Source organism: Caulobacter sp. GW821-FHT11A05, from assembly GCF_058809015.1.
Genome location: NZ_JBXASF010000004.1, coordinates 148,617 through 167,860, shown reverse-complemented (window position 1 = coordinate 167,860; position 19,244 = coordinate 148,617). Strand labels below are relative to the sequence as shown.

Annotated in this window: 16 protein-coding genes; 5 read left to right on the top strand and 11 right to left on the bottom strand. The window is 70.3% G+C overall.

All coding sequences use genetic code 11. From position 1 onward, the window contains the following. Window positions 1-36: 36 nt before the first annotated feature. Together AC1RSK_RS08355 and AC1RSK_RS08350 are read right to left on the bottom strand one after the other, a co-directional pair. A complete protein-coding gene (locus AC1RSK_RS08355; protein WP_492907033.1) occupies window positions 37-1,278 on the bottom strand; it encodes a TadE/TadG family type IV pilus assembly protein in 1,242 nt (413 codons plus the stop codon). After that, complete coding sequence (locus AC1RSK_RS08350; protein ID WP_492907032.1) at window positions 1,278-1,895, bottom strand: response regulator; 618 nt, start codon at window positions 1,893-1,895, stop codon at window positions 1,278-1,280. Before AC1RSK_RS08350 ends, AC1RSK_RS08355 begins: the two co-directional genes overlap by 1 nt. 108 nt (window positions 1,896-2,003) lie before the next feature. On the opposite strand from AC1RSK_RS08350, the gene AC1RSK_RS08345 reads away from it, so the two are divergent. From AC1RSK_RS08345 to AC1RSK_RS08330, 4 genes are all read left to right on the top strand, one after another. Next, window positions 2,004-5,456: an EAL domain-containing protein gene (locus AC1RSK_RS08345; protein WP_492907031.1), complete on the top strand. Its 3,453-nt coding sequence runs from the start codon at window positions 2,004-2,006 to the stop codon at window positions 5,454-5,456. Window positions 5,457-5,502: 46 nt separating this feature from the next. Next, window positions 5,503-6,285 (top strand): ion transporter, encoded by a 783-nt coding sequence (locus AC1RSK_RS08340; protein WP_492907030.1) that lies wholly within the window; start codon window positions 5,503-5,505, stop codon window positions 6,283-6,285. 116 nt (window positions 6,286-6,401) lie between these two features. Beyond that, window positions 6,402-7,628, top strand: a complete 1,227-nt coding sequence (locus AC1RSK_RS08335; protein ID WP_492907029.1) for an AAA family ATPase — start codon at window positions 6,402-6,404, stop codon at window positions 7,626-7,628. Then, window positions 7,625-8,257 carry an HNH endonuclease family protein gene (locus AC1RSK_RS08330; protein WP_492907028.1) on the top strand — a complete coding sequence of 211 codons (633 nt, stop codon included), beginning with the start codon at window positions 7,625-7,627 and terminating at the stop codon, window positions 8,255-8,257. The genes AC1RSK_RS08335 and AC1RSK_RS08330 overlap by 4 nt, the downstream gene beginning before the upstream one ends. Here the strand turns inward: AC1RSK_RS08330 and AC1RSK_RS08325 are convergent. The 8 genes from AC1RSK_RS08325 to AC1RSK_RS08290 form a co-directional block, all read right to left on the bottom strand. Continuing rightward, entirely contained in the window at window positions 8,209-8,694 is a 486-nt protein-coding gene (locus AC1RSK_RS08325) for a GFA family protein (RefSeq protein ID WP_492907027.1), read from the bottom strand. The two genes, AC1RSK_RS08330 and AC1RSK_RS08325, sit on opposite strands and share 49 nt — an antisense overlap. 10 nt (window positions 8,695-8,704) lie before the next feature. After that, window positions 8,705-9,391: a response regulator gene (locus tag AC1RSK_RS08320; RefSeq protein ID WP_492907026.1), complete on the bottom strand. Its 687-nt coding sequence runs from the start codon at window positions 9,389-9,391 to the stop codon at window positions 8,705-8,707. Beyond that, entirely contained in the window at window positions 9,388-12,069 is a 2,682-nt protein-coding gene (locus AC1RSK_RS08315) for a DUF4118 domain-containing protein (RefSeq protein WP_492907025.1), read from the bottom strand. The genes AC1RSK_RS08320 and AC1RSK_RS08315 overlap by 4 nt, the downstream gene beginning before the upstream one ends. After that, window positions 12,066-12,650 (bottom strand): potassium-transporting ATPase subunit KdpC, encoded by a 585-nt coding sequence (kdpC, locus tag AC1RSK_RS08310; protein WP_492907024.1) that lies wholly within the window; start codon window positions 12,648-12,650, stop codon window positions 12,066-12,068. Before kdpC ends, AC1RSK_RS08315 begins: the two co-directional genes overlap by 4 nt. Before the next feature lie 27 nt (window positions 12,651-12,677). After that, a complete protein-coding gene (gene kdpB / locus AC1RSK_RS08305; protein WP_492907023.1) occupies window positions 12,678-14,741 on the bottom strand; it encodes a potassium-transporting ATPase subunit KdpB in 2,064 nt (687 codons plus the stop codon). 24 nt (window positions 14,742-14,765) lie between these two features. Next, window positions 14,766-16,472: a potassium-transporting ATPase subunit KdpA gene (kdpA, locus tag AC1RSK_RS08300; protein WP_492907022.1), complete on the bottom strand. Its 1,707-nt coding sequence runs from the start codon at window positions 16,470-16,472 to the stop codon at window positions 14,766-14,768. Window positions 16,473-16,485: 13 nt separating this feature from the next. Further along, the gene (kdpF, locus tag AC1RSK_RS08295) at window positions 16,486-16,572 is read right to left on the bottom strand and encodes a K(+)-transporting ATPase subunit F (protein ID WP_492907138.1); all 87 of its coding nucleotides are present in this window, start codon (window positions 16,570-16,572) and stop codon (window positions 16,486-16,488) included. A gap of 195 nt (window positions 16,573-16,767) precedes the next feature. Further along, complete coding sequence (locus AC1RSK_RS08290; protein WP_492907021.1) at window positions 16,768-17,535, bottom strand: LytTR family DNA-binding domain-containing protein; 768 nt, start codon at window positions 17,533-17,535, stop codon at window positions 16,768-16,770. Window positions 17,536-17,637: 102 nt separating this feature from the next. Here AC1RSK_RS08290 and AC1RSK_RS08285 point away from each other — a divergent pair, with 102 nt between their 5' ends. Then, window positions 17,638-18,249: a DUF2306 domain-containing protein gene (locus AC1RSK_RS08285; protein WP_492907020.1), complete on the top strand. Its 612-nt coding sequence runs from the start codon at window positions 17,638-17,640 to the stop codon at window positions 18,247-18,249. A 150-nt stretch (window positions 18,250-18,399) separates the two neighbouring features. On the opposite strand, the gene AC1RSK_RS08280 is transcribed toward AC1RSK_RS08285, so the two are convergent. After that, window positions 18,400-19,212, bottom strand: a complete 813-nt coding sequence (locus AC1RSK_RS08280; RefSeq protein ID WP_492907019.1) for a thioesterase family protein — start codon at window positions 19,210-19,212, stop codon at window positions 18,400-18,402. Window positions 19,213-19,244: the final 32 nt, after the last annotated feature.

The following is a 19,244-nucleotide window of genomic DNA, read 5'->3' as shown; positions in this document are numbered from 1 at the left end:
CGGAATTAAGTATAGTGTCCCCGAAACTTTCAGCGCTCAGTTGGCCAGCCGCACGACCGCGGCGCTGGCCTTGTCGCCCACCCCGCCCGGCACCGGCACCGAGGAGCCGGCGTAGTTCTTGTTGATCACCAGGTTGGGGTTCTGGGTCAGCTTGAGGGAGCGGGCGACGATGACGGTCCAGGCCGACTGGTCGGCGACCTTGGCCGTGCCGGTGACCTGCAGCTCCGAAGAGGGGATGTAGATGGTGCCCAGCAGCTCCCGGGCCGCGCTCGAGGAGATCTCGAAGGGCCGGACGTTGTCCCGCGTCGTGGCGATGACGAAGCCGGCGTAGCGGCCCTGGCGCCGGCCCTTGAGCCGGATCAGGGAGGTGTCCTTGAACTGGAACTGGGCGTCGCGTCCGAAGACCAGGACGACATTGTCGCCGATCAAGGTCGACTGGTCCTGCAGCGTCAGTTTGCCCTTCTGGAAGAAGTGCTCGCCAGGCAGCAGGGTGATGGACACCGAATTGATGGCCGTGATGTTGCCGCAGTGCACGCCGGGCAGCAGGACGATCGGCGCCAGCTCGGAGACCAGGTCCAGCGGCGAACAGATGGCGCCGGGCGGATCGATCGCCATGCCCGCGAAGGGGTCGGGGATCGGCGGCGCGTCGGTCTGGGGCGCGGGGGTGATGGAGCCGTTGGCGAGGCCCGAGGCCTGCACGACATCGGCGCTCATCTGCGCCGCGCCGCCGACCTGGATATCGCTGTTGCCGTGGACAAGGCAGCCCGGCGCGCTGAACTTGGACGTGCCGGTCAGGTTGATGGTCTGGCTCTTGGCGCCGCCGTGGCTCAGCACGCAAAGCGGCGTCGTCCCCATCCGTTGGGCGTTGGCGGTGATGGTGAAATTCCAGCCGCCGGGCGGCAGCATGTTGGCGAAGAAGCTGTTGCGGTTGGCGACCAGCTGCACCTGGACCAGGCCCTCGTCGGTGTCGGGGGTCACCGAGGCCGTATAGGTCATCCGGCCGCTCAGCTCGTTGAGCTGCTCGGCCATCGTCGCCTTGGTGCGTTCGGCCAGGCCGTTGTTGTCGGCCATGCCCAGCTGCTTGGCGGCCAGCAGGGCGGCGCCGTCGGCGACATCCTGCATCTTCTGCTTGTCGGCGCTGACGCTGGCCAGGTCGACGCCGCCGAGGGCAAGGATGGCGATGACCGGCGTGGCCAGGGCGAAGGTGGTGATGACGTTGCCGCGCTGGTCCGCCGCCAGGCGACGAACCAGACCGACGAGGCCGCGCGGGATGCTCATCAGGTCGCGTCCGGCGGTGTCAGGGCGGCCTCGACGGCGGTGGCGAAATCGGCGGCGGCCTCGCGCAGAGCGGGATTGTCGCGCAGGGCCTGGCCGATGAAGCGCGAGCCCTCGCGGGCGACGGCCCGCAGCCGGGCCTCGGCGCGGACGCGATCCTGGCCGATGCGGGCCCTCTCCTCCAGCAGGAAGGCCTCGTTGGCGCAGGTGCGGTGCACGTAGCGGACCTGGTAGTTGAGCAGCCGCCAGTTGATCGGCTTGGCGATGAAGGAGGTGGCCCCGGCGTCGAAGGCGCGGTCGATGGCGGCGGTGTCCTCGCGCCCCGTCACCACGATGACCGGCAGATGCTCCGTGAACGGATCGGCCCGAAGGCTGCGCAGCACCTCGAAGCCGTCGACGTTGGGCATGTCGAGATCGAGCAGGACCAGGTCAGGCGGGTCGGCGGCGATGGCGGCCAGGCCCTCGGCCCCGTCGGCCGCGGTCTCCAGCCGCATGTGCTCGGAGGCCAGATGCACGGAGGCGAACTCGCGCAGGATGGGATCGTCGTCCACAAACAGCAGACGAAGATCGGCCTGTGCCGAGTAGTAGAAGGCCCGCCGTAGCTGGACCCGCGCCTCCATAGATCGTTCCCCCAAAAGCGGTCGTCGGACCTCCCACATTAAGCACGAGGTCATTAATGCCCGGTAACGTCGGTCTCCGCCTAAGTCTTGGATGAAACGGAACTTTTCGTGGTCGGTAAGTCGGGGGTCCGGCACAGGAACTCGATCCGCACGCGGCTGGCCCTTCTGGTGCTGGCCTCGGTGAGCGTCGCCGTGGCCGTGGTCACCCTGGTCAGCGCCGTGCGCGACGGCCGCCGCGAGGCCGCGCTGCAGCTGGAACAGTTCCGCGCCGCCGCCGCCGTGCTGGCCTCGACCAGCGCCGAGGCGACCTCGCAGAAGAGCGCCTCGAAGGCCTATGCCTCCCTGCGGGCCATCAACCTGCTGCCCGGCGTCTCCTACGCCCGCATCGAGACGCCGGACGGGCGCACCCTGGCCGAGACCGGCTCGGGCGCGCGGCTGAGCCGCGATGTCCAGGTGGGCGGCAAGGACAGCGCTTCGACCGCCTCGCTGCTGAGGTCGGGCACCGTCGAGGTCCGCGCGCCCGTCGTTTACGGCCGGCGACCGGTCGGCCAGGTGGTGCTGCTGGGCCAGACCAGCGGCATCTTCGGGCGATTGGGCGGGGCCTTGCTGGTCAGCCTGCTGGCCGGGGTCATGGCGGCGCTGGTCGGGCTGCTGGTCGCCTGGCGCATGCAGGCCCGCATCACCGGCCCGATCCTGTCCCTGAAGGACGCCATGGCGGCCGTGCGCGCCACCCACGACTACAGCCGGCCGACCCAGGCCCCGGACAGGGCCGACGCCGAGATTGCCGAGCTGGTCGACGGCTTCAACGCCATGCTCGCCGAGGTGCGGACCCGCGACCAGGAGATCGCCGGCCACGTCGAGGGCCTGGAGCGCACGGTCAGCGAGCGCACCGCCGACCTGGTCGTCGCCAAGGACGCCGCCGAGAGCGCCAACGCCGCCAAGAGCGACTTCCTGGCCACCATGAGCCATGAAATCCGCACCCCGATGAACGGCATCATGGTCATGGCCGAGATGCTGGCCGCCGGCGAGCTGCCGGCCCGCCAACGGCGGTTCGCGGAGGTGATCGCCAAGTCGGGCTCCAGCCTGCTGGCCATCATCAACGACATCCTCGATTTTTCGAAGATCGAGGCCGGCAAGATGGACCTGGAGGCGGCCCCCACCGACCCGGCCGAGATCGTCGAGGACGTCGCCAGCCTGTTCTGGGAGCGGGCCCGGTCCAAGGGCCTGGACATCGCCGCCTTCGTCGATCCGGCCACCCCGGCCAAGGTGATGGGCGATCCCACCCGGCTGCGGCAGGTGGTCGGCAACCTGGTCAACAACGCCATCAAATTCACCGAGACCGGCGGGGTGATGATCACCGTCGAGCCCTATGAGGGCGGGCTGCGGGTGCGGGTGCGCGACAGCGGCATCGGCATCGCGGCGGACAAGATCGGCGGCCTGTTCGGGGCCTTCACCCAGGCCGACCAATCGATCACCCGCCGGTTCGGCGGCACGGGCCTGGGCCTGGCCATCTGCAAGCGGCTAGTCGAGGCCATGGGCGGCGAGGTCGAGGTCGCCAGCCAGGTCGGCAAGGGCTCGGTGTTCGGCTTCACCGTGCCGCTGGAGACGCTGGAGGCGGCGCCGGCGTGGCCCCGGTTCGAAGCGCCCGCCGCCTTGTCGCTGGCCGGGCCCTGCACGCGGGCGGTGACGACGCGCTACCTGGCGGCGGCCGGCATGACCGTTCAGGACCTGGACGAGGCCGGCGCGGCTTTGGTCATCGCCGATCCGATCGCCCTGGACGACCGGCCTCGCCTGGACGCGCCGACCCTGGTGCTGGGCGAATACGGCGACCCCAAACCCGCCGCCCTGACGAAATCCGGCCTGGCCGACGCCGCCCTGATCCAGCCCCTGCGCCGGGGCGACCTGATGCGGGCCCTGATCCAGGCCGCCGCCGGCGAGCCGCTGACCGATCCCGGCGAGGCCGAGGCGACGCAGGCCTCGGGCGCTCTGCCGGGCTTCGTCGGCCGCCGGGTGCTGGTCGTCGATGACAGCGCCGTCAACCGCGAGGTGGCCATGGAGGCCCTTTCGCGGCTGGGGGCCGACTGCGACACCGCCGAAGACGGCCGCCAGGGGGTCGAGGCGACGCTGAAGGGGGCCTACGACCTGGTGCTGATGGACGGCTCGATGCCGGAAATGGACGGCTATGAGGCGGCCCGCGAGATCCGCACGCGAGAAGAAGGCCGCCGCACCCCCATCGTCGCCCTGACCGCCCATGTGGTCGGCAGCGCCGCCGAGCAGTGGCGCGAAGCCGGCATGGACGATGTGCTGCACAAGCCCTTCACCCTGGCCGGTCTGGCCGCCGTCATGGCCCGTTTCGTCGAGCCTTCCGAGGCCTCGACGCCGGTCCAGATCGCCGAACCTGCCCCGGTCGCCGGCGCCGTCAGCGATCTGCTCGACCCTGAGATCACCGCCGAACTGGTCCGCATGGCGGCCGTGGGCAAGGGCGACTTCGTCGAGCGCGTCCGCCGCCTCTACCGCGAGAACGCGCCGCCGGCCGTGGAAAGCTATCTGGAGGCCGCCCAGGCCGGCGACGTTGACACCGCCGCCCGCGCCGCCCACGCCCTCAAATCGATGAGCCTCAACATCGGGGCCCGCGCCGTCGCCGAGACCTGCGGCCAGCTGGAATCGGCGGCCCGCGACGAAGGCCGCCTCGATCTGGCCGCCGGCCAGCGGTTGCAGGGTCAGCTGGCCGCCACCCTGGCCGTTCTCGACGCCCAGATCCCGGCCCCGAAGGCGGTCCCCGGCCTGTCGTCGGAGGACGCCGCCCTGACGCTGGCGCTGGCGAAGGCGGCCGAGCGCGGCCAGTTCAGCCTGGCCTACCAGCCGCAGTTCAGCCGCGACGGCCAGTCGGTGACCGGCTGCGAGGCCCTGCTGCGCTGGACCCATCCGACCCAGGGACCCATCGGCCCCAACCGCTTCATCCCCCTGGCCGAGAAGGCCGGGCTGATGGGGCCGATCACCCGCTGGGTGATGCATCAGGCGATGGCCGACACCCTGCCGCTGACCGGTCTGCCGGTCAGCATCAACGCCAGCGCCCTGGATGTCGCCGACCCCAGCTTCGTCGACGACCTGTCGGCCATGATGCTGAAGCACGCCTTCCCGCCGGGTCGGCTTGAGGTGGAACTGACCGAAACCGCCGTCCTGGCCGACGAGGACGAGGCCGGCCGGGCCATCAGCCGGCTGCAGGCGCTGGGCGTCTCGGTGGCGCTCGACGATTTCGGCATGGGCTACACCAGCCTCAACCAGCTGCGGCTCTATCCGTTCAACAAGCTGAAGATCGATCGCTGCTTCATCGTCGGCTGTCCTGGGGACGCGACCAGCATGACCCTGGTCCATGCGGTGATCAGCGTCGGCCGGGCCCTGGGCATGAAGGTGGTCGCCGAGGGGGTGGAGACCGAGGAGCAGCGCAAGTTCCTGGCCACCGCCGGCGTCCACGCCTTCCAGGGCTATCTGTTCGCCAAACCGATGCCGATCGAGCATCTTGCCGCCCTGTGGGAGCGACGCCTGGCGAAAGCCGGGTAGCGGCGAATCGTCTAGCATCCGTGGGCCAGGGCGAGGGGAGAGCATCATGCCGGACGGCGCGACGACCCTGAGGGCGCGGCTCTACCGCCAGCTTGATCCCGAGGCGCGGCGGCGGGGGCTGTCGATCGTCAATGTCGTGCTGGCGGTTCTGATCGTCGTCGCCTCGGGCGTGGCCATCATCGCCACCGAGCCGACCTTCCAGGTCAAGCACGCGACCCTGTTCGCCCTGGCCGAGCTGGTGTTCGGGATAATCTTCCTGGTCGAGTACCTGGCCCGGCTGTGGGTGGCCCCGGAACGGCCGGACGCTCCCGGGCCCTGGCGCGCCCGCCTGCGGTTCATGCTGTCATTCAGCGGCCTGATCGACCTTGTCACCATCATCGCTACCCTGACCCCCGGCGTCCCGGCCGGGCCACTGCTGCGCGCCTTCCGGCTGCTGCGCGTCCTGCGCCTGGCCAAGCTTGGCCGGATGTCCTCGGCCTGGCGGCATATCGGCGAGGCGGTTCACTCGCGACGGGCCGAGCTGTTCCTGAGCCTGTTCGCCGGCGTCGGGCTGATGGTGTTGTCGGCGACCCTGCTTTACCTGGTCGAGGGTGACGTCCAGCCGGACAAGTTCGGGTCCATCCCCCGCGCCCTGTGGTGGGCGGTGGCGACCCTGACCACCATCGGCTACGGCGACGTTTTTCCGATCACCCCGCTGGGCAAGATCCTGGCCGCGATCACGGCGGTGACCAGCATCGGCCTGATCGCCCTGCCGACCGGCATCCTGGCCGCCGCCTTCAGCGACGCCATGGCCCGGCACCGGGACACGGCGAGTAAGGAAGAGGGCTAGGGTGACCACGCCCGTCTCGACGGTTCCAGGATCGCGTTGACGAGGACAATGCCGCCGCGCTTACTGGCCCCATGCTTAGAGCCCTTCGTCTCGAGAACATCGGACCCGCGCCGGCCATGGCGTTCACGCCGGCGGCACGCCTGAATGTCATTACCGGCGACAACGGCCTCGGAAAGAGTTTCCTGCTGGATCTGGCCTGGTGGGCGATGACGCGCACCTGGGCGGGAGAGCCGATTCGACCGCCCCTTCACAGCCGCAGGCCCTCTTCGGTCGAGATCGAGTTTTCCGCCGTTTCCAAGACCGCGGTGCTCACGACCACCTATCAACGAGACGAGCAGAGGTGGCGTTTTCCGCAGGGCAAGCCCGGCCAGCCTGGATTGGTTGTCTATGCCCGGGCGAATGGCGACTTTGCCGTCTGGGACTCGATCCGCCGGTTCGGCGGGCGTGATGAAGCCGAGTCCGGTGTTCCGATGGGCCTTGTGTTCAATGGCGGCGATGTCTGGAATGGCCTGAAGATCGATGGGAAGACGATCAGTAACGGCCTGATCGCTGACTGGGTGAGTTGGCAGCAGACCGAAGCCTGGGAGTTCGAGGCGCTGAGTCGCACGCTCAAAGCCCTGTCGCCATCCGACGATGAAGTCTTGAAGATCGGCAAGCCCGCGCGCGCCGACCTATTGGATGCGCGACTCATTCCCACCCTGGCGACGCCCTACGGACAGGAGGTGCCGGTGACGGTCGCCTCGGCCGGAATGCGGAGGATCATCGCCCTGGCTTACATGCTTGTCTGGGCGTGGAGAGAGCACGATGAGGTGGCGCGGCTCACCGGGTTGAAGCCCTCCCCCCGAATGCTGGTGATCGTCGACGAGATCGAGGCTCACCTGCATCCCAAGTGGCAGCGTGTGATTCTGCCGGCCCTCATGGCCGCGCTGGAACAGCTGACCGGGCCATCGAAAAAAGCCCCGACGATCCAGTATGTCGTCGCCACCCATTCGCCCATGGTCCTGGCCTCGATCGAACCGGTCTTCGACGAGAATCGGGATGCCCTGTTCGAGCTGCATCTGGACCAGGAAGAGCGGCCTGCCACGGTGCGGTTGACGCAAGCCGACTTCCGGATACTGGGCAGTTCAGAGCGATGGCTGACCAGCGAGGCGTTCGGACTGACGTCTTCGCGGTCCCGCGAAGCCGAACAACTGCTTGAAGAAGCCTCCGAGATGATGAGCCCGGACGCCCGCCCCGCGGCCGTCAGATCCATGGAGGAGCGGCTCGCGGCGGTCCTGTCGGACACCGACCCCTTCTGGGTTCGTTGGCGGGCGGTCAAGGCGGGGTTCCGGTCCGAAGCATGATCCCGGTCGCGCCCGTGGATGAGCCGAAAGACTTCGACGCCAAGGTGCGGACCCCTGGCGTTGCGTGGCTCGCGTCGGCGGGTCTCACCGGGCTGGCGGCCGCGCCGAAGGGAACCAAGATCAAGCCCTTCTGGACCGCTTGCCTGCCCGATCTGCTCTCGTCATATGATCGCATATGCGCTTACGCGAGCCTGCGCATCCATCCCGTGACCGGCGGACCCTCGGTCGAGCATTTCGCACCGAAATCCCGAGCCCTTCCGGACACCTACGAATGGGATAACTACCGCCTCGCCTGCGCGAAGATGAACGCCAGGAAGAACAATTTCTCCGACGTCCTAGACCCTTTCCTCATGACCGCCGGGACGTTCCGGCTCAACGTCCTGAATGGCTCGATCTACCCCAATCCTACCCTGGCTCCGCCGGACGCGGCGCTGGCGACGAAGACCATCAAGCGCCTGAAACTTGATGATGCGGAAATGCGGGACGCGCGGCTCAATCTCGTCAACCGGTACCTGGCTCTGGTGTTTCCCAGCTGGTTCCTCAAGGAGGAGAGCCCCTTCATCTGGACCGAATTGTACCGTCAGGGGTTGCTTCGGCCCGGAGACCCGCCTCGCCCGCCGGGCGTCTGACTGGCAAGCGCGCTGAACGCCTCGCTGAGCGCCTGGTAGGCCTCCATCGGCGGAAAGCCTTCGAAGCTGTGCCTGGCCGGGGTTTTCGCCCAGGGGAAGCCCTCGGCCGTGCAGGTCTCGATGAAGGGCTCGTAGCCGGCCGTGTCGTCCAGCATCGGGGCGCGGACGTTGACGAAGAAGTCCATGCCGGGCCGGGTGAACACCCAGCTGAGGCAATGGGGACAGTGGTAGTGCTGGATCTCCCCGTGCAGGCCGCCGATGACCGGCTCGCCGCGGGTCACCTTGAAGCCCGCCGAGGGCACGGCCACCGACAGGGAATAGGGCCCGCCGCTCATCCGCTGGCAGCCGGTGCAGTGGCAGGCCATGGTCAGCAGCGGCGGGGCGGTGATCTCGAAGCGAAGCTGGCCGCAGCGGCAGCCGCCGGTTTGGGGGGGCATGCGGGTCTCCTCAGCCGAAACGGTAGCCCACCCCCGGCTCGGTGAGAATGACCTTGGGGCTCGACGGGTCGGCCTCCAGCTTCTGGCGCAGCTGGCCGATGAAGACCCGCAGGTATTGCACGTCCTGCTCGTGGGCCGGGCCCCAGACGGCGGTGAGGATCTGGCGGTGGGTCAGCACCCGGCCGCTGCCGCCCGCCAGGTTGGCCAGCAGGTCGAATTCCTTGGGCGACAGGTGGACGGGCTGGCTTGCGCGGGTCACGCGCCGATTGATCAGGTCGATCTCGACATCGCCCGAGCGCATCACCTCCTCGGCCCCCTCGCGGCGCAGGCGGTGGCGCATGGCGACCCGCAGCCGGGCCAGCAGTTCGCCAACCCCAAAGGGCTTTTCGACGTAGTCGTCGGCGCCGGCGTCGAGGGCGTCGATCTTCTCGGTCTCGCGATCGCGGGCCGAAAGGATGAGGATGGGGCCGTCGTAGAAGGCGCGGGCCTTCGCCAGCGCCTCCTTGCCGTCCATGTCGGGCAGGCCAAGGTCGAGCACGACGGCGTCAGGCGCCTTGCGGGCGATCTCGCGCAGGCCGCTGGTGGCGTCGTCGGCCCGCACCGGCTCGTAGCCCGCCGCCTCCAGGGCCGGGCCCAGGAAGCGGTGGATCTGCGGCTCGTCGTCGATGACGAGGATGCGGGGGCGCCAGGCGGTCAAAGCAGGTGGTCCGGGGTCATCACTTCCTTGCGCAGGCTGATCAGAATGCGGGTGCCGCGTCCATCATGGATGGGACTGGCGGCGGCGATGCGGCCGCCCATGGCCTCGACGAAGCCCTTGGAGATGGCCAGGCCCAGGCCCGCCCCCTTGCCCCGATCGGACGCCTCCTCCATGCGCCGGAAGCGTTCGAACACCCGTTCCAGCTCGGCGGTCGGGATGCCCCGGCCCTCGTCCTCGATGGAGATGACGACGTTGCCGCGATCTTCGTAGGCGGCGGTCTCGATGGTCGAGCCGTCGGGGCTGTATGCGATGGCGTTCTCCAGGATGTTGACCAGCGCCTGCTCCAGCAGGCTGGGGTCGGCCATGACCATGGAGAGCTGGGCGGGGAAGTCCTTGTCCAGGGTGCGGGTTTCGAGCCGCCGCTCGACGCGGCCGATGGCGGCCCCCAGCACGTCGCGGATGTCGGTCCATTCGCGGCGGGTCTTCAGGGCGCCGCCCTCGATGCGGGTCATGTCCAGCAGGTCGCCGACATAGCGGTTCAACCGCTCGGCCTCCTCGCGGATCGACAGCATCAGGTCGTCGCGGACGGCCGGCTTCATCGACTTGCCGAAGTCGATCAGGGTCGTCACCGCCCCCAGCACCGTCGACAGCGGCGTGCGCAGGTCGTGGCTGACCGAGTTGAGCAGGGCAGAGCGCAGGCGGTCGGATCTTCGCAGCGCGTCGGCGTCGGCCGCCTCGGCGGCGAACTCGGCGCGTTCCAGGGCGATGGCCCCCTGGTCGAGCAGGGCCAGGGCGAAGCGCTCGTCTTCCTCGGCGGCCAGGGCCTGGGGTTCGAGACCGACGACGCCGGCCCGGGCCTTGACCCCCTGCAGCGGCCGGAAGGTCCAGGCGACGTTGGGCAGGGTGCCGGTGCGGGCCCCGGCCGGCTCGCCCTTCTCCCAGGTCCAGCGGGCGGCGGCCAGGTCGGCGGCCGACAGCGGCTCCAGTTCCGGCGCCCCGGCCGTGGCGACGATGTCGTCGCCGCCCGGCAGCAGGACGACGGCCTTGCCGCCGGTGGCGGCGGCCAGCTGTTCGGCCAGCGCCGTGGCGGCGTCCTCCTTGCGGGCGGCGCCGGACAGGCGGCGGCTGGAGGCCAGCAGGGCCGAGACGGCCGAGGCCCGGCGCGAGGTGGCGCGGGCCTGATCGCGCACCCGGCCGGTCAGCCAACCGGTGGCCAGGGCGGCGGCGAAGAAAACGAAAAAGGTCAGCACATCGGCCGGGTGGCCGATCAGCATGGTCAGCCGCGGCTCCAGGAACAGGAAGTTGTAGACCAGCGCCGAGACCGTCGCCGCCGTCACCGCCGGCCACAGGCCGAACGCCAGGCCGGCGCCCAGCACGCTGAGCATGAAGATCATCGCCAGGTTGGCGTTCTCGACCTTGCTGTCGATCATCCAGGCGATGGCCACGGCGATGGCGACCAGGCCGAGGGCGCCCAGCTGGCCGCGCCACTGGAAGCGGCTTCTCACGGGCCGGGGCGGCGGCGCCGGGCGACCGTCGGCGGCGGCGTCGGTGATGACGTGCAGGGCGGCGCCGGCCGCTTCTTCCAACAGGGCGGGGGCCAGGGAACGGCCGAACAGGCCGCGCCAGCGCGAGCGCCGCGACTTGCCGACGACGATCTGGGTGATGTTGTTGCGCCGGGCATGGTCTAGGACCGCCTGGACCAGGTCATCGCCGGTCAGCACGACGGTCGATCCGCCCAGCTGCTCGGCCAGCTTCAGCGCCTCGTTCAGCCGCACGCCGCCGGCCGGGTCGCCGGCCCCGCGGTTGGGCCGCTCGATGTGGGCCACCGTCCAGGGGGCGTCCATCATCATGTCGGAGAGGCGCCGGCCGGCCCGCACCAGCGCCCCGGCCATGCCGTCCGGCCCGATCAGCACCAGGATCCGCTCGCCCGCCGCCCAGGGGCCCTCGACCCCGGCCCGCTTCATGGCCTGGGTCAGCTGGTCGTCGACCGTCTGGGCGGCGCGGCGCAGGGCCAGTTCCCGCAGGGCGGTCAGGTTCTCCGGCTTGAAGAAACGATCGGCGGCCAGGCGGGCGGTCTCGGGAACATAGACCTTTCCGGCCGCCATCCGCTCGCGCAGCTCGGTCGGGGTGATGTCGATCAGCTCGATGTCGTCGGCGCGGCTGAGGGCGCTGTCGGGCACGGTCTCGCGCTGGCGTACGCCGGTGATCTTCCAGACCACCTCGACGAGGCTTTCCAGGTGCTGGACGTTGAGGGTGGTCCAGACATCGATGCCGGCGGCCAGGATCTCCTCGACGTCTTGCCAGCGCTTGGGGTGGCGCGAGCCTGGGGCGTTGGAGTGGGCGTATTCGTCGACCAGCAGCACGCCGGGCCTGCGGGCCAGGGCGGCGTCGAGATCGAACTCCATCAGGGCCCGGTCGCGGTATTCGATCGGCTTGCGGGGCAGAACCTCCAGGCCCTCGAGCAGCGCCTCGGTTTCGCGGCGGCCGTGGGTTTCGACCACCCCGACCAGCACGTCGCCGCCGGCCGCCTTGAGGCGGCCGGCGGCGCTGAGCATCTCGAAGGTCTTGCCGACCCCGGGGGCCATGCCGAGGAAGACCTTGAGCCGGCCGCGCCCGGCCGACCGGGCCTCCGCCAGCAGGGCGTCAGGGTCGGGGCGGCGCGGCTCGTCCGGGGTCATCGCGGCGGACGTTGCTCCGTTCGGGTCGCGGCGTCGAGAGCCAGATTGACCTTCAGGACATTGACCCGGGGCTGGCCGAGGAAGCCGAGCGTCGGCGCCCGGGTGGCGACGGCGATGATCGACCGCACCCGCTCGGGCGCCAGACCGCGGGCGGCGGCGATGCGGGCCACCTGGCGTTCGGCGTTGGCCGGCGAGACGTCGGGGTCGAGGCCCGAACCCGAGGTGGTGACGGCGTCGACCGGGATCGGTGCGGCGCTTTCGGCGCGCAGGGCGTCGGCGTCGGTCCTGACGCGGGCCGCGTAGTCGGCGTTCAGCGGGCCGTAGTTGGAGCCCGAGGAGCCGGCGGCGTCATAGCCCTTGCCGGCGGCCGAGGGGCGGGGGTGCAGGTAGCCTGGCTGGGCGAAGCCTTGGGCGATCAGCGCGGAGCCGACCGCTTTGCCGTTCCGGGTCACCAGCGAGCCATTGGCCTGAGCCGGGAAGGCGGCCTGGGCGATGCCGGTGACGGCCAGGGGATAGCCCAGGCCGAGCACAGCGGTGAACAGGACCATGGAGATAAGAGCGGGGCGGAGTTGCGAAAGCATGGGGGTGTCCTTGGTTGGCGGGAAGGCTCACGCCCAGCCCAGGCCCGAGACGATCAGGTCGATCAGCTTGATGCCGATGAACGGGGCGACGAGGCCGCCCAGGCCGTAGATCGACAGGTTGCGGCTGAGCAGCTTGCTGGCCCCGATGGCCCGGTACTTCACCCCGCGCAGGGCCAGCGGGATCAGGGCGACGATGACCAAGGCGTTGAAGATCACCGCCGACAGGATGGCGCTCTGCGGACTGTGCAGCCGCATGATGTTCATGCCCGACAGGGCCGGCAGGCTGGCCACGAACAGGGCCGGGATGATGGCGAAGTACTTGGCCACGTCGTTGGCGATCGAGAAGGTGGTCAGGGCCCCTCGGGTGATCAGCAGCTGTTTGCCGACCTCGACGATGTTGAGGACCTTGGTGGGGTCGCTGTCGAGGTCGACCATGTTGCCGGCCTCGCGGGCGGCCTGGGCGCCGGTCTGCATGGCCACGCCGACGTCGGCCTGGGCCAGGGCGGGGGCGTCGTTGGCCCCGTCGCCGCACATGGCGACCAGCCGGCCCTTGGCCTGTTCGGCCCGGATCATGCGCAGCTTGTCCTCGGGCGTGGCCTCGGCGAGGAAGTCGTCGACCCCGGCTTCGGAGGCGATGGCGGCGGCGGTCACCGGGTTGTCGCCGGTGATCATCACCGTGCGGACCCCCATGCGGCGCAGGTCGGCGAAGCGGTCCTTGACCCCCGGCTTGACCACGTCCTTCAGATGGATGACGCCGACCAGGGCGCCGTTCTCGCTGCAGGCCAGCGGCGTGCCGCCCGAGCGGGCGATGCGGTCGACGGCCTGGCGGAACTCGACCGGCGCGTCTTCGGGGCCGAGATTCAGGGTCTTGAGGACCGCATCGACCGCGCCCTTGCGCCAGCTGCTCTTGCCGGCGTCGAGGCCCGACTGGCGGGTGACGGCGGAGAAGGCGATGAAGGTCGCGCCGGCCGGGGTCTCGGCGGTCAGGCCCTGGTCGCGGGCCAGCTCGACGATCGAGCGGCCTTCCGGCGTCTCGTCGGCCAGGGAGGCCATCATCGCCGCGCGCAGGGCGGTTTCGGGCCGCACGCCGGGGGCGGGGACGACTTCGGTCGCCATGCGGTTGCCGAAGGTGATGGTGCCGGTCTTGTCGAGCAGCAGGGTGTCGACGTCGCCGGCCGCCTCGACCGCCCGGCCGGAGGTGGCCAGGACGTTGACCTTCAACAGGCGGTCCATGCCGGCGATGCCGACGGCGCTGAGCAGGCCGCCGATCGTCGTCGGGATCAGCGTCACGAACAGGGCGCCCAGCACCATCGGGTCGAGCTTGACGCCGGAATAGGCGCCCAGGCCCAGGAGGGTGACCACGGCCACCAGGAAGACCAGGGTCAGGCCGGCCAGCAGCACGCCCAGCGCCAGTTCGTTGGGCGTCTTGCGGCGGTCGGCGCCCTCGACCATGGCGATCATCCGGTCGAGGAAGGTCGAGCCCGCCTCGCTGGTGATGCGCACCTTGATCCAGTCGGAGACGACGGTGGTGCCGCCGGTGACGGCGGACCGGTCGCCGCCGCTTTCGCGGATCACCGGGGCGCTTTCGCCGGTGATGGCCGCTTCGTTGACGGAGGCGACGCCCTCGATAATCTCGCCGTCGGAGGGGATGACGTCGCCGGCCTCGACCAGAACCACCTCGCCGACGCCCAGCTTGTGGGCCGGGGTGGGAATCCAGGTCCCGGCCTTGGGGTCGATGATCAGCTTGGCCTTGGTGGTCACGCGGGAGGCCCGCAGGCTGTCGGCCGCGGCCTTGCCCCGCCCCTCGGCGACGCTTTCGGCCAGGTTGGCGAACAGCACCGTCGCCCAGAGCCACAGGGCGATCTGGACCTCGAAGCCGGCCGGCTGGCCGGTGGCGACGGCGACCGCGGCCGAGATGGTGGCCAGGGCGGCGACCACCTCGGTGGCGAGGATGACCGGGTTGCCGGTCAGCCTGCGCGGGTCGAGCTTGAGGAAGGCCGACTTCAGCGCCTCGAGAACGACGCCGCGGGAGAGGGTGGCGGAGCCCAGCGCGCGCTTCGTGCTGGGGCCGTCGGCGAGGGTATCGGACATGTCAGGCGTCCTTGAAATTCGGGATCAACGGGCCGCCGCCAGCACCTGGAAGTGCTCGACGATCGGGCCAAGGGCGAGGGCCGGGAAGAACTGCAGCCCACCCAGGATCAGGATGATCCCGATCAGCAGGCCGACGAACAGCGGGCCCGAGGAGGGCAGGGTGCCGGCGGTGGGGGCCAGCTTGGGCTTGGCCGCCAGGGAGCCGGCGATGGCCAGCACCGGAACGATGTAGGCGAAGCGGCCCAGCAGCATGGCGATGCCCAGCGTGGTGTTCCACCAGGGGGCGTTGGCGGTCAGGCCGGCGAAGGCCGAGCCGTTGTTCCCCGCCGCCGAGGTGTAGGCGTAGAGGATCTCACTGAGGCCGTGCGGCCCACTGTTGAGCAGGCCCTTCAAGGCCACCGGCAGCACCGCCGCCACGGCCGAGAAGCCGAGGATGGTGATGGGCAGGATCAGCACCGCCAGCATGGCGAACTTGATCTCGCGCGCCTCGACCTTCTTGCCCAGGTACTCGGGCGTGCGGCCGACCATCAGCCCGGCGACGAACACCGCCAGCAGGGCCATGACCACCATGCCGTAGAGGCCCGAGCCGACCCCGCCGGGCAGGATCTCGCCCAGCTGGATCATGAACAGGGCGATGCCGCCGCCGAGCGGGGTGAGGCTGCCATGCATGCCGTTGACCGCGCCGTCGGAGGCGCCGGTGGTGGCGGCCGAGAACATGGCGGTCGAGGCGGCGCCGAAGCGGACCTCCTTGCCCTCCATCGAGGGACCGTGGGGAACCTGCGCGGCCAGCAGGGCCGGCTGCGGGGTCAGGGTCTCGGCGGCGTAGATGCCGCCGGCCGCCGCGCCGAGCAGGATGACCATGACGGCGACGAGTGCGCGGGCTTCCCTGGCCGCCAGCACCAGCCGACCGAAGGCGAACACCGCCGCCAGGCTCAGCACGTTCATGGCGACGATCTGGATCAGGTTGGTCCAGGCGTTGGGGTTCTCGAACGGGTGGGCGGAGTTGGCGTTGAACACGCCGCCGCCGTTGGTCCCGAACTGCTTGATGATCTCCTGGCTGGCCGCCGGGAACAGGGCCAGCGTCTGCCGGGCGCCTTCCAGGGTGGTCACCGGGGTTCCAGCCGACAGCGACTGCGGCACGCCCAGCGCCACCAGCACCAGGGCGCCGACCAGGCTGACCGGCAAGAGCACGTAGAGAAGGATGCGGACGACATCGACCCAGAAGTTCCCCAGCCCCTCGGCCCGATCGGCCGCGAAGGCCCGGGCCACGGCCGCGGCGATGGCCAGGCCGGCGGCGGCCGAGACGAAGTTCTGCACCGTCAGCCCGGCCATCTGCGAGAAGGTCGAGACGGTGGTCTCGGGGACGTAGGACTGCCAGTTGGTGTTGGTCACGAAACTGACGGCGGTGTTGAACGCCAGGTGCGGCGACAGGCCCTCAAACCCCTGCGGGTTGAACGGCAGCAGGCCCTGCAGGCGCAGGATCGCATAGAGAAAGGCGAAGCCGACGGCGCTGAAGGCCATCACCGAGCCGGCGTAGGCCAGCCAGGTCTGGCTGGCGCCGGGCTTGACGCCGAGCAGGGCGGTGGTCGCCCGCTGGACAGGCAGAAGCACCGGATCGAGCCAGGTCGACTCGCCGGTCCAGACGCGTTTCAGATAGGCCCCGAGCGGCCAGCTCAGCGCCAAAGTGAGGCCGATCGTGAAAACGATCTCGGCCCAGCCTCGCCAGTCCATGCGAGGTCTCCTTTCAGAACTTGTCGGGGCGAAGCAGGGCGGCGACCATGTAGATGGCCAGCCCGACGGCGGCGGCGCCGTAGAGGACGGTCAGGAGCATGGCTCAGACCTTCCGCAGCAGGGCGGCGTAGAGGCCGAAGAGCGCGAAGGCGCCCAGGCCCAGGATCAGAAACAGGATATCGGCCATCGGCGGCGCTCCAGGGTGAGGCCGCAGGATCGTCATTCAGGCGTCAGGGTTCGATCCCGAAGGATCGGCCGCCGCATAAGGATTGCATAAGGGGCGAAGCGCGCGGCTTCAGCGCCAGCCGGCCTCGCGCAGGGTCGGCGCCATCGAGCGGCTGACCGGGACGACCAGGCCGCCGGCCAGGGTCGCCTCGCCCGCCCCCCGCCGCCAACGCACCGCCTCGATGGCGTCGGCCGCCACCCACCAGGAGCGATGCGCGCGGTAGCCGTGCGCCTTGTCCAGCTCGGCCAGGGCGTCGGTGAAGCGCAGGGTGACCAGTTCGGCGCCGGCGTCGGTATGGACCCGCAGGTAGTGGTCGTGGGCCTCGACGGCGAGGAGGCGGGCTTCCCGGCGCCTGGCCGACAGCCGGCGGCGAAAGGCGGCCTCGGCCTGCGGCAGGGGCGGCTCGATGACGGTGCGGGTTTCGACCTTGGGCGGGCGGCGGACCAGGGCGCGGACGGCCATCACCGGCAGGGCGATGGCGAACACCTGCCACAGCAGCCGGCCAAAGCCCTGGAAGCTGGCGTGCTGGCCCAGGATCACTCGGGCGGCGGCGAGCACGAACAGGGCGGTCAGCGGCGTCATCACAACGGAGAGGACCAGCACCCGCCACCAGGCCGGGGCGATCCGCCGGCCGAGCGTCTCGTCGAGGGCGATGCCGATCACCCCGCCGCCGACCAGGGTGGTCAGCCAGTAGCCGTGCTTCAGGGCCCAGGGCAGGGTGTCCGACCCGAACGGACCCAGCGCGCCGACGAACAGTCCGGCGGCGACCAGCAGGCCCAGCTCGATGGCGATGCGCCGCGCTGATGCGGCTGCTCGATGTGACCCCGATCCGGCCATTCGCCCCTCTCGCGCAGCCCTGGCGCCACTCGCGAAGTCAGGCGTAGCGGGCCGCCCGCCGTCGGGCAATGCCGTCGCCACCCGCAAGCCAAGGAGGCGATCATGCAGGTTCAAACGATAGTCCAGGTCCGTTGGCCGGGCCGGCTGGGGTGGGGGGTGGCGTTGCTGCTCAGCCTGCTGACGGCAGTGTTTTCCTACCGCTATCTGCCGGGCGTCGGGCCGCTGAGCCCGACCGTGCTGGCCAACGCCTTCGCCGCGCCATGGCTGGCCGTGCATGTGGCCGGGGCCGCCACCGCCCTGCTGATCGGCTCCTTCCAGTTCATCGGTCCGCTGCGCCGCCGCCTGCCCTTCGCCCATCGCTGGACGGGGCGGCTCTACGCGGTCGCCTGCCTGGTCGGTGGCGTCGGTGGGCTGGCGCTGGCGGTGGGCACGACGGCGGGGCCGGTGGCCGGCGCCGGCTTTGGCCTGCTCGCCGTCCTGTGGCTGGTGACGACGACGATGGGCTGGCGCAAGGCGCTGGCCCGCGACTTCGAAGCCCATCGCCGCTGGATGATCCGCTCCTGGGCCTTGACCCTGGCGGCCGTCACCCTGCGGCTTTACCTGGTCAGCCTGCCGCTGGTTCCGGTTGATCCGGCCGCTGGCTACGCCGCCATCGCCTGGCTGTGCTGGGTCCCCAACCTTCTGGTCGCGGAATGGCATCCGCGGCGGCGGTAGGGGGATCGCCCTCCCTCCCCTTTATGGGGAGGGACGACGGCGAAGCCGTCCGGGTGGGGAAGTCAGATGCAGCGCGCCCCTGCCCGTGAGTACCCCACCCTGGCCGCTTCGCGGCCTGTCCCTCCCCATAAAGGGGAGGGAGAGAAACAATCAGGCGAAGACGGCGATGTTCTGGCGGCCGATGACCAGCGGCCGGCCAGCCTCGTCCCACAGGACCATGGACTGGCTCGAGTATCCATCCCGGGTGACTTCGGCCGAGCTCCTCAGCAGCCGCCAGCCGCGGTCATTGTCCAGCGGCGGCGGCGACAGGATGTCGACCATCCAGGTCATGGTGCTGATCGGGGCCGAGACCCGCATCAGCCGCACGGCGGCCGGCGGCGGGGTGTCGGCCAGGGCGATCAGGGCGGCGGCGCCCATGCCGGCGTCCGGGTCGCGGTGGCGGCACCAGAGCAGCAGGTCGGGGCGGTTGACCGACTCCCGCGCCTCACGACTGAAGATGGTCTTGCCGTTGGCCGGGCGGATCTGGAAGTTGGCCACGAAGCCTGGGCCCTTGCCCTCCGGATGCAGCGGCGGGCAGGTTTCCGGGTCGAGGGTCTCGGGGGCCTTCAGGTCCTCGTCGTCGAGGGCGCTGTCGCGGGCGGCGCCGAAGGTCAGGATAGCGCGGGTGGCCAGGCCCGCCTCGCCGTGCAGGTCGGCCTGCATGAAGATGGTCGACTTGCCGCGCCGCAGGACCTCGGTCGATAGCCTCAAAGGCCCCGAGGCCGGGCCGATGAAGGCGAACTGGCCGGACCGCAGCGGCGGCGCGCCCTCGCCGATGGCCCGCTCGGCCGCCGCCACACACAGAGCCGCCGAGATGCCGCCGAACAGGGTGCGGCCCTGGCCCCAGTCCTCGGTGACGGTCAGGGTGGAGCCGTCGGGTTGATCGGCCAGCTGGGCCATCAGGGTGGTGAAGGGCGTGGTCATCCGGCGTGAGTATTCAAAGGAAATGGACGGAG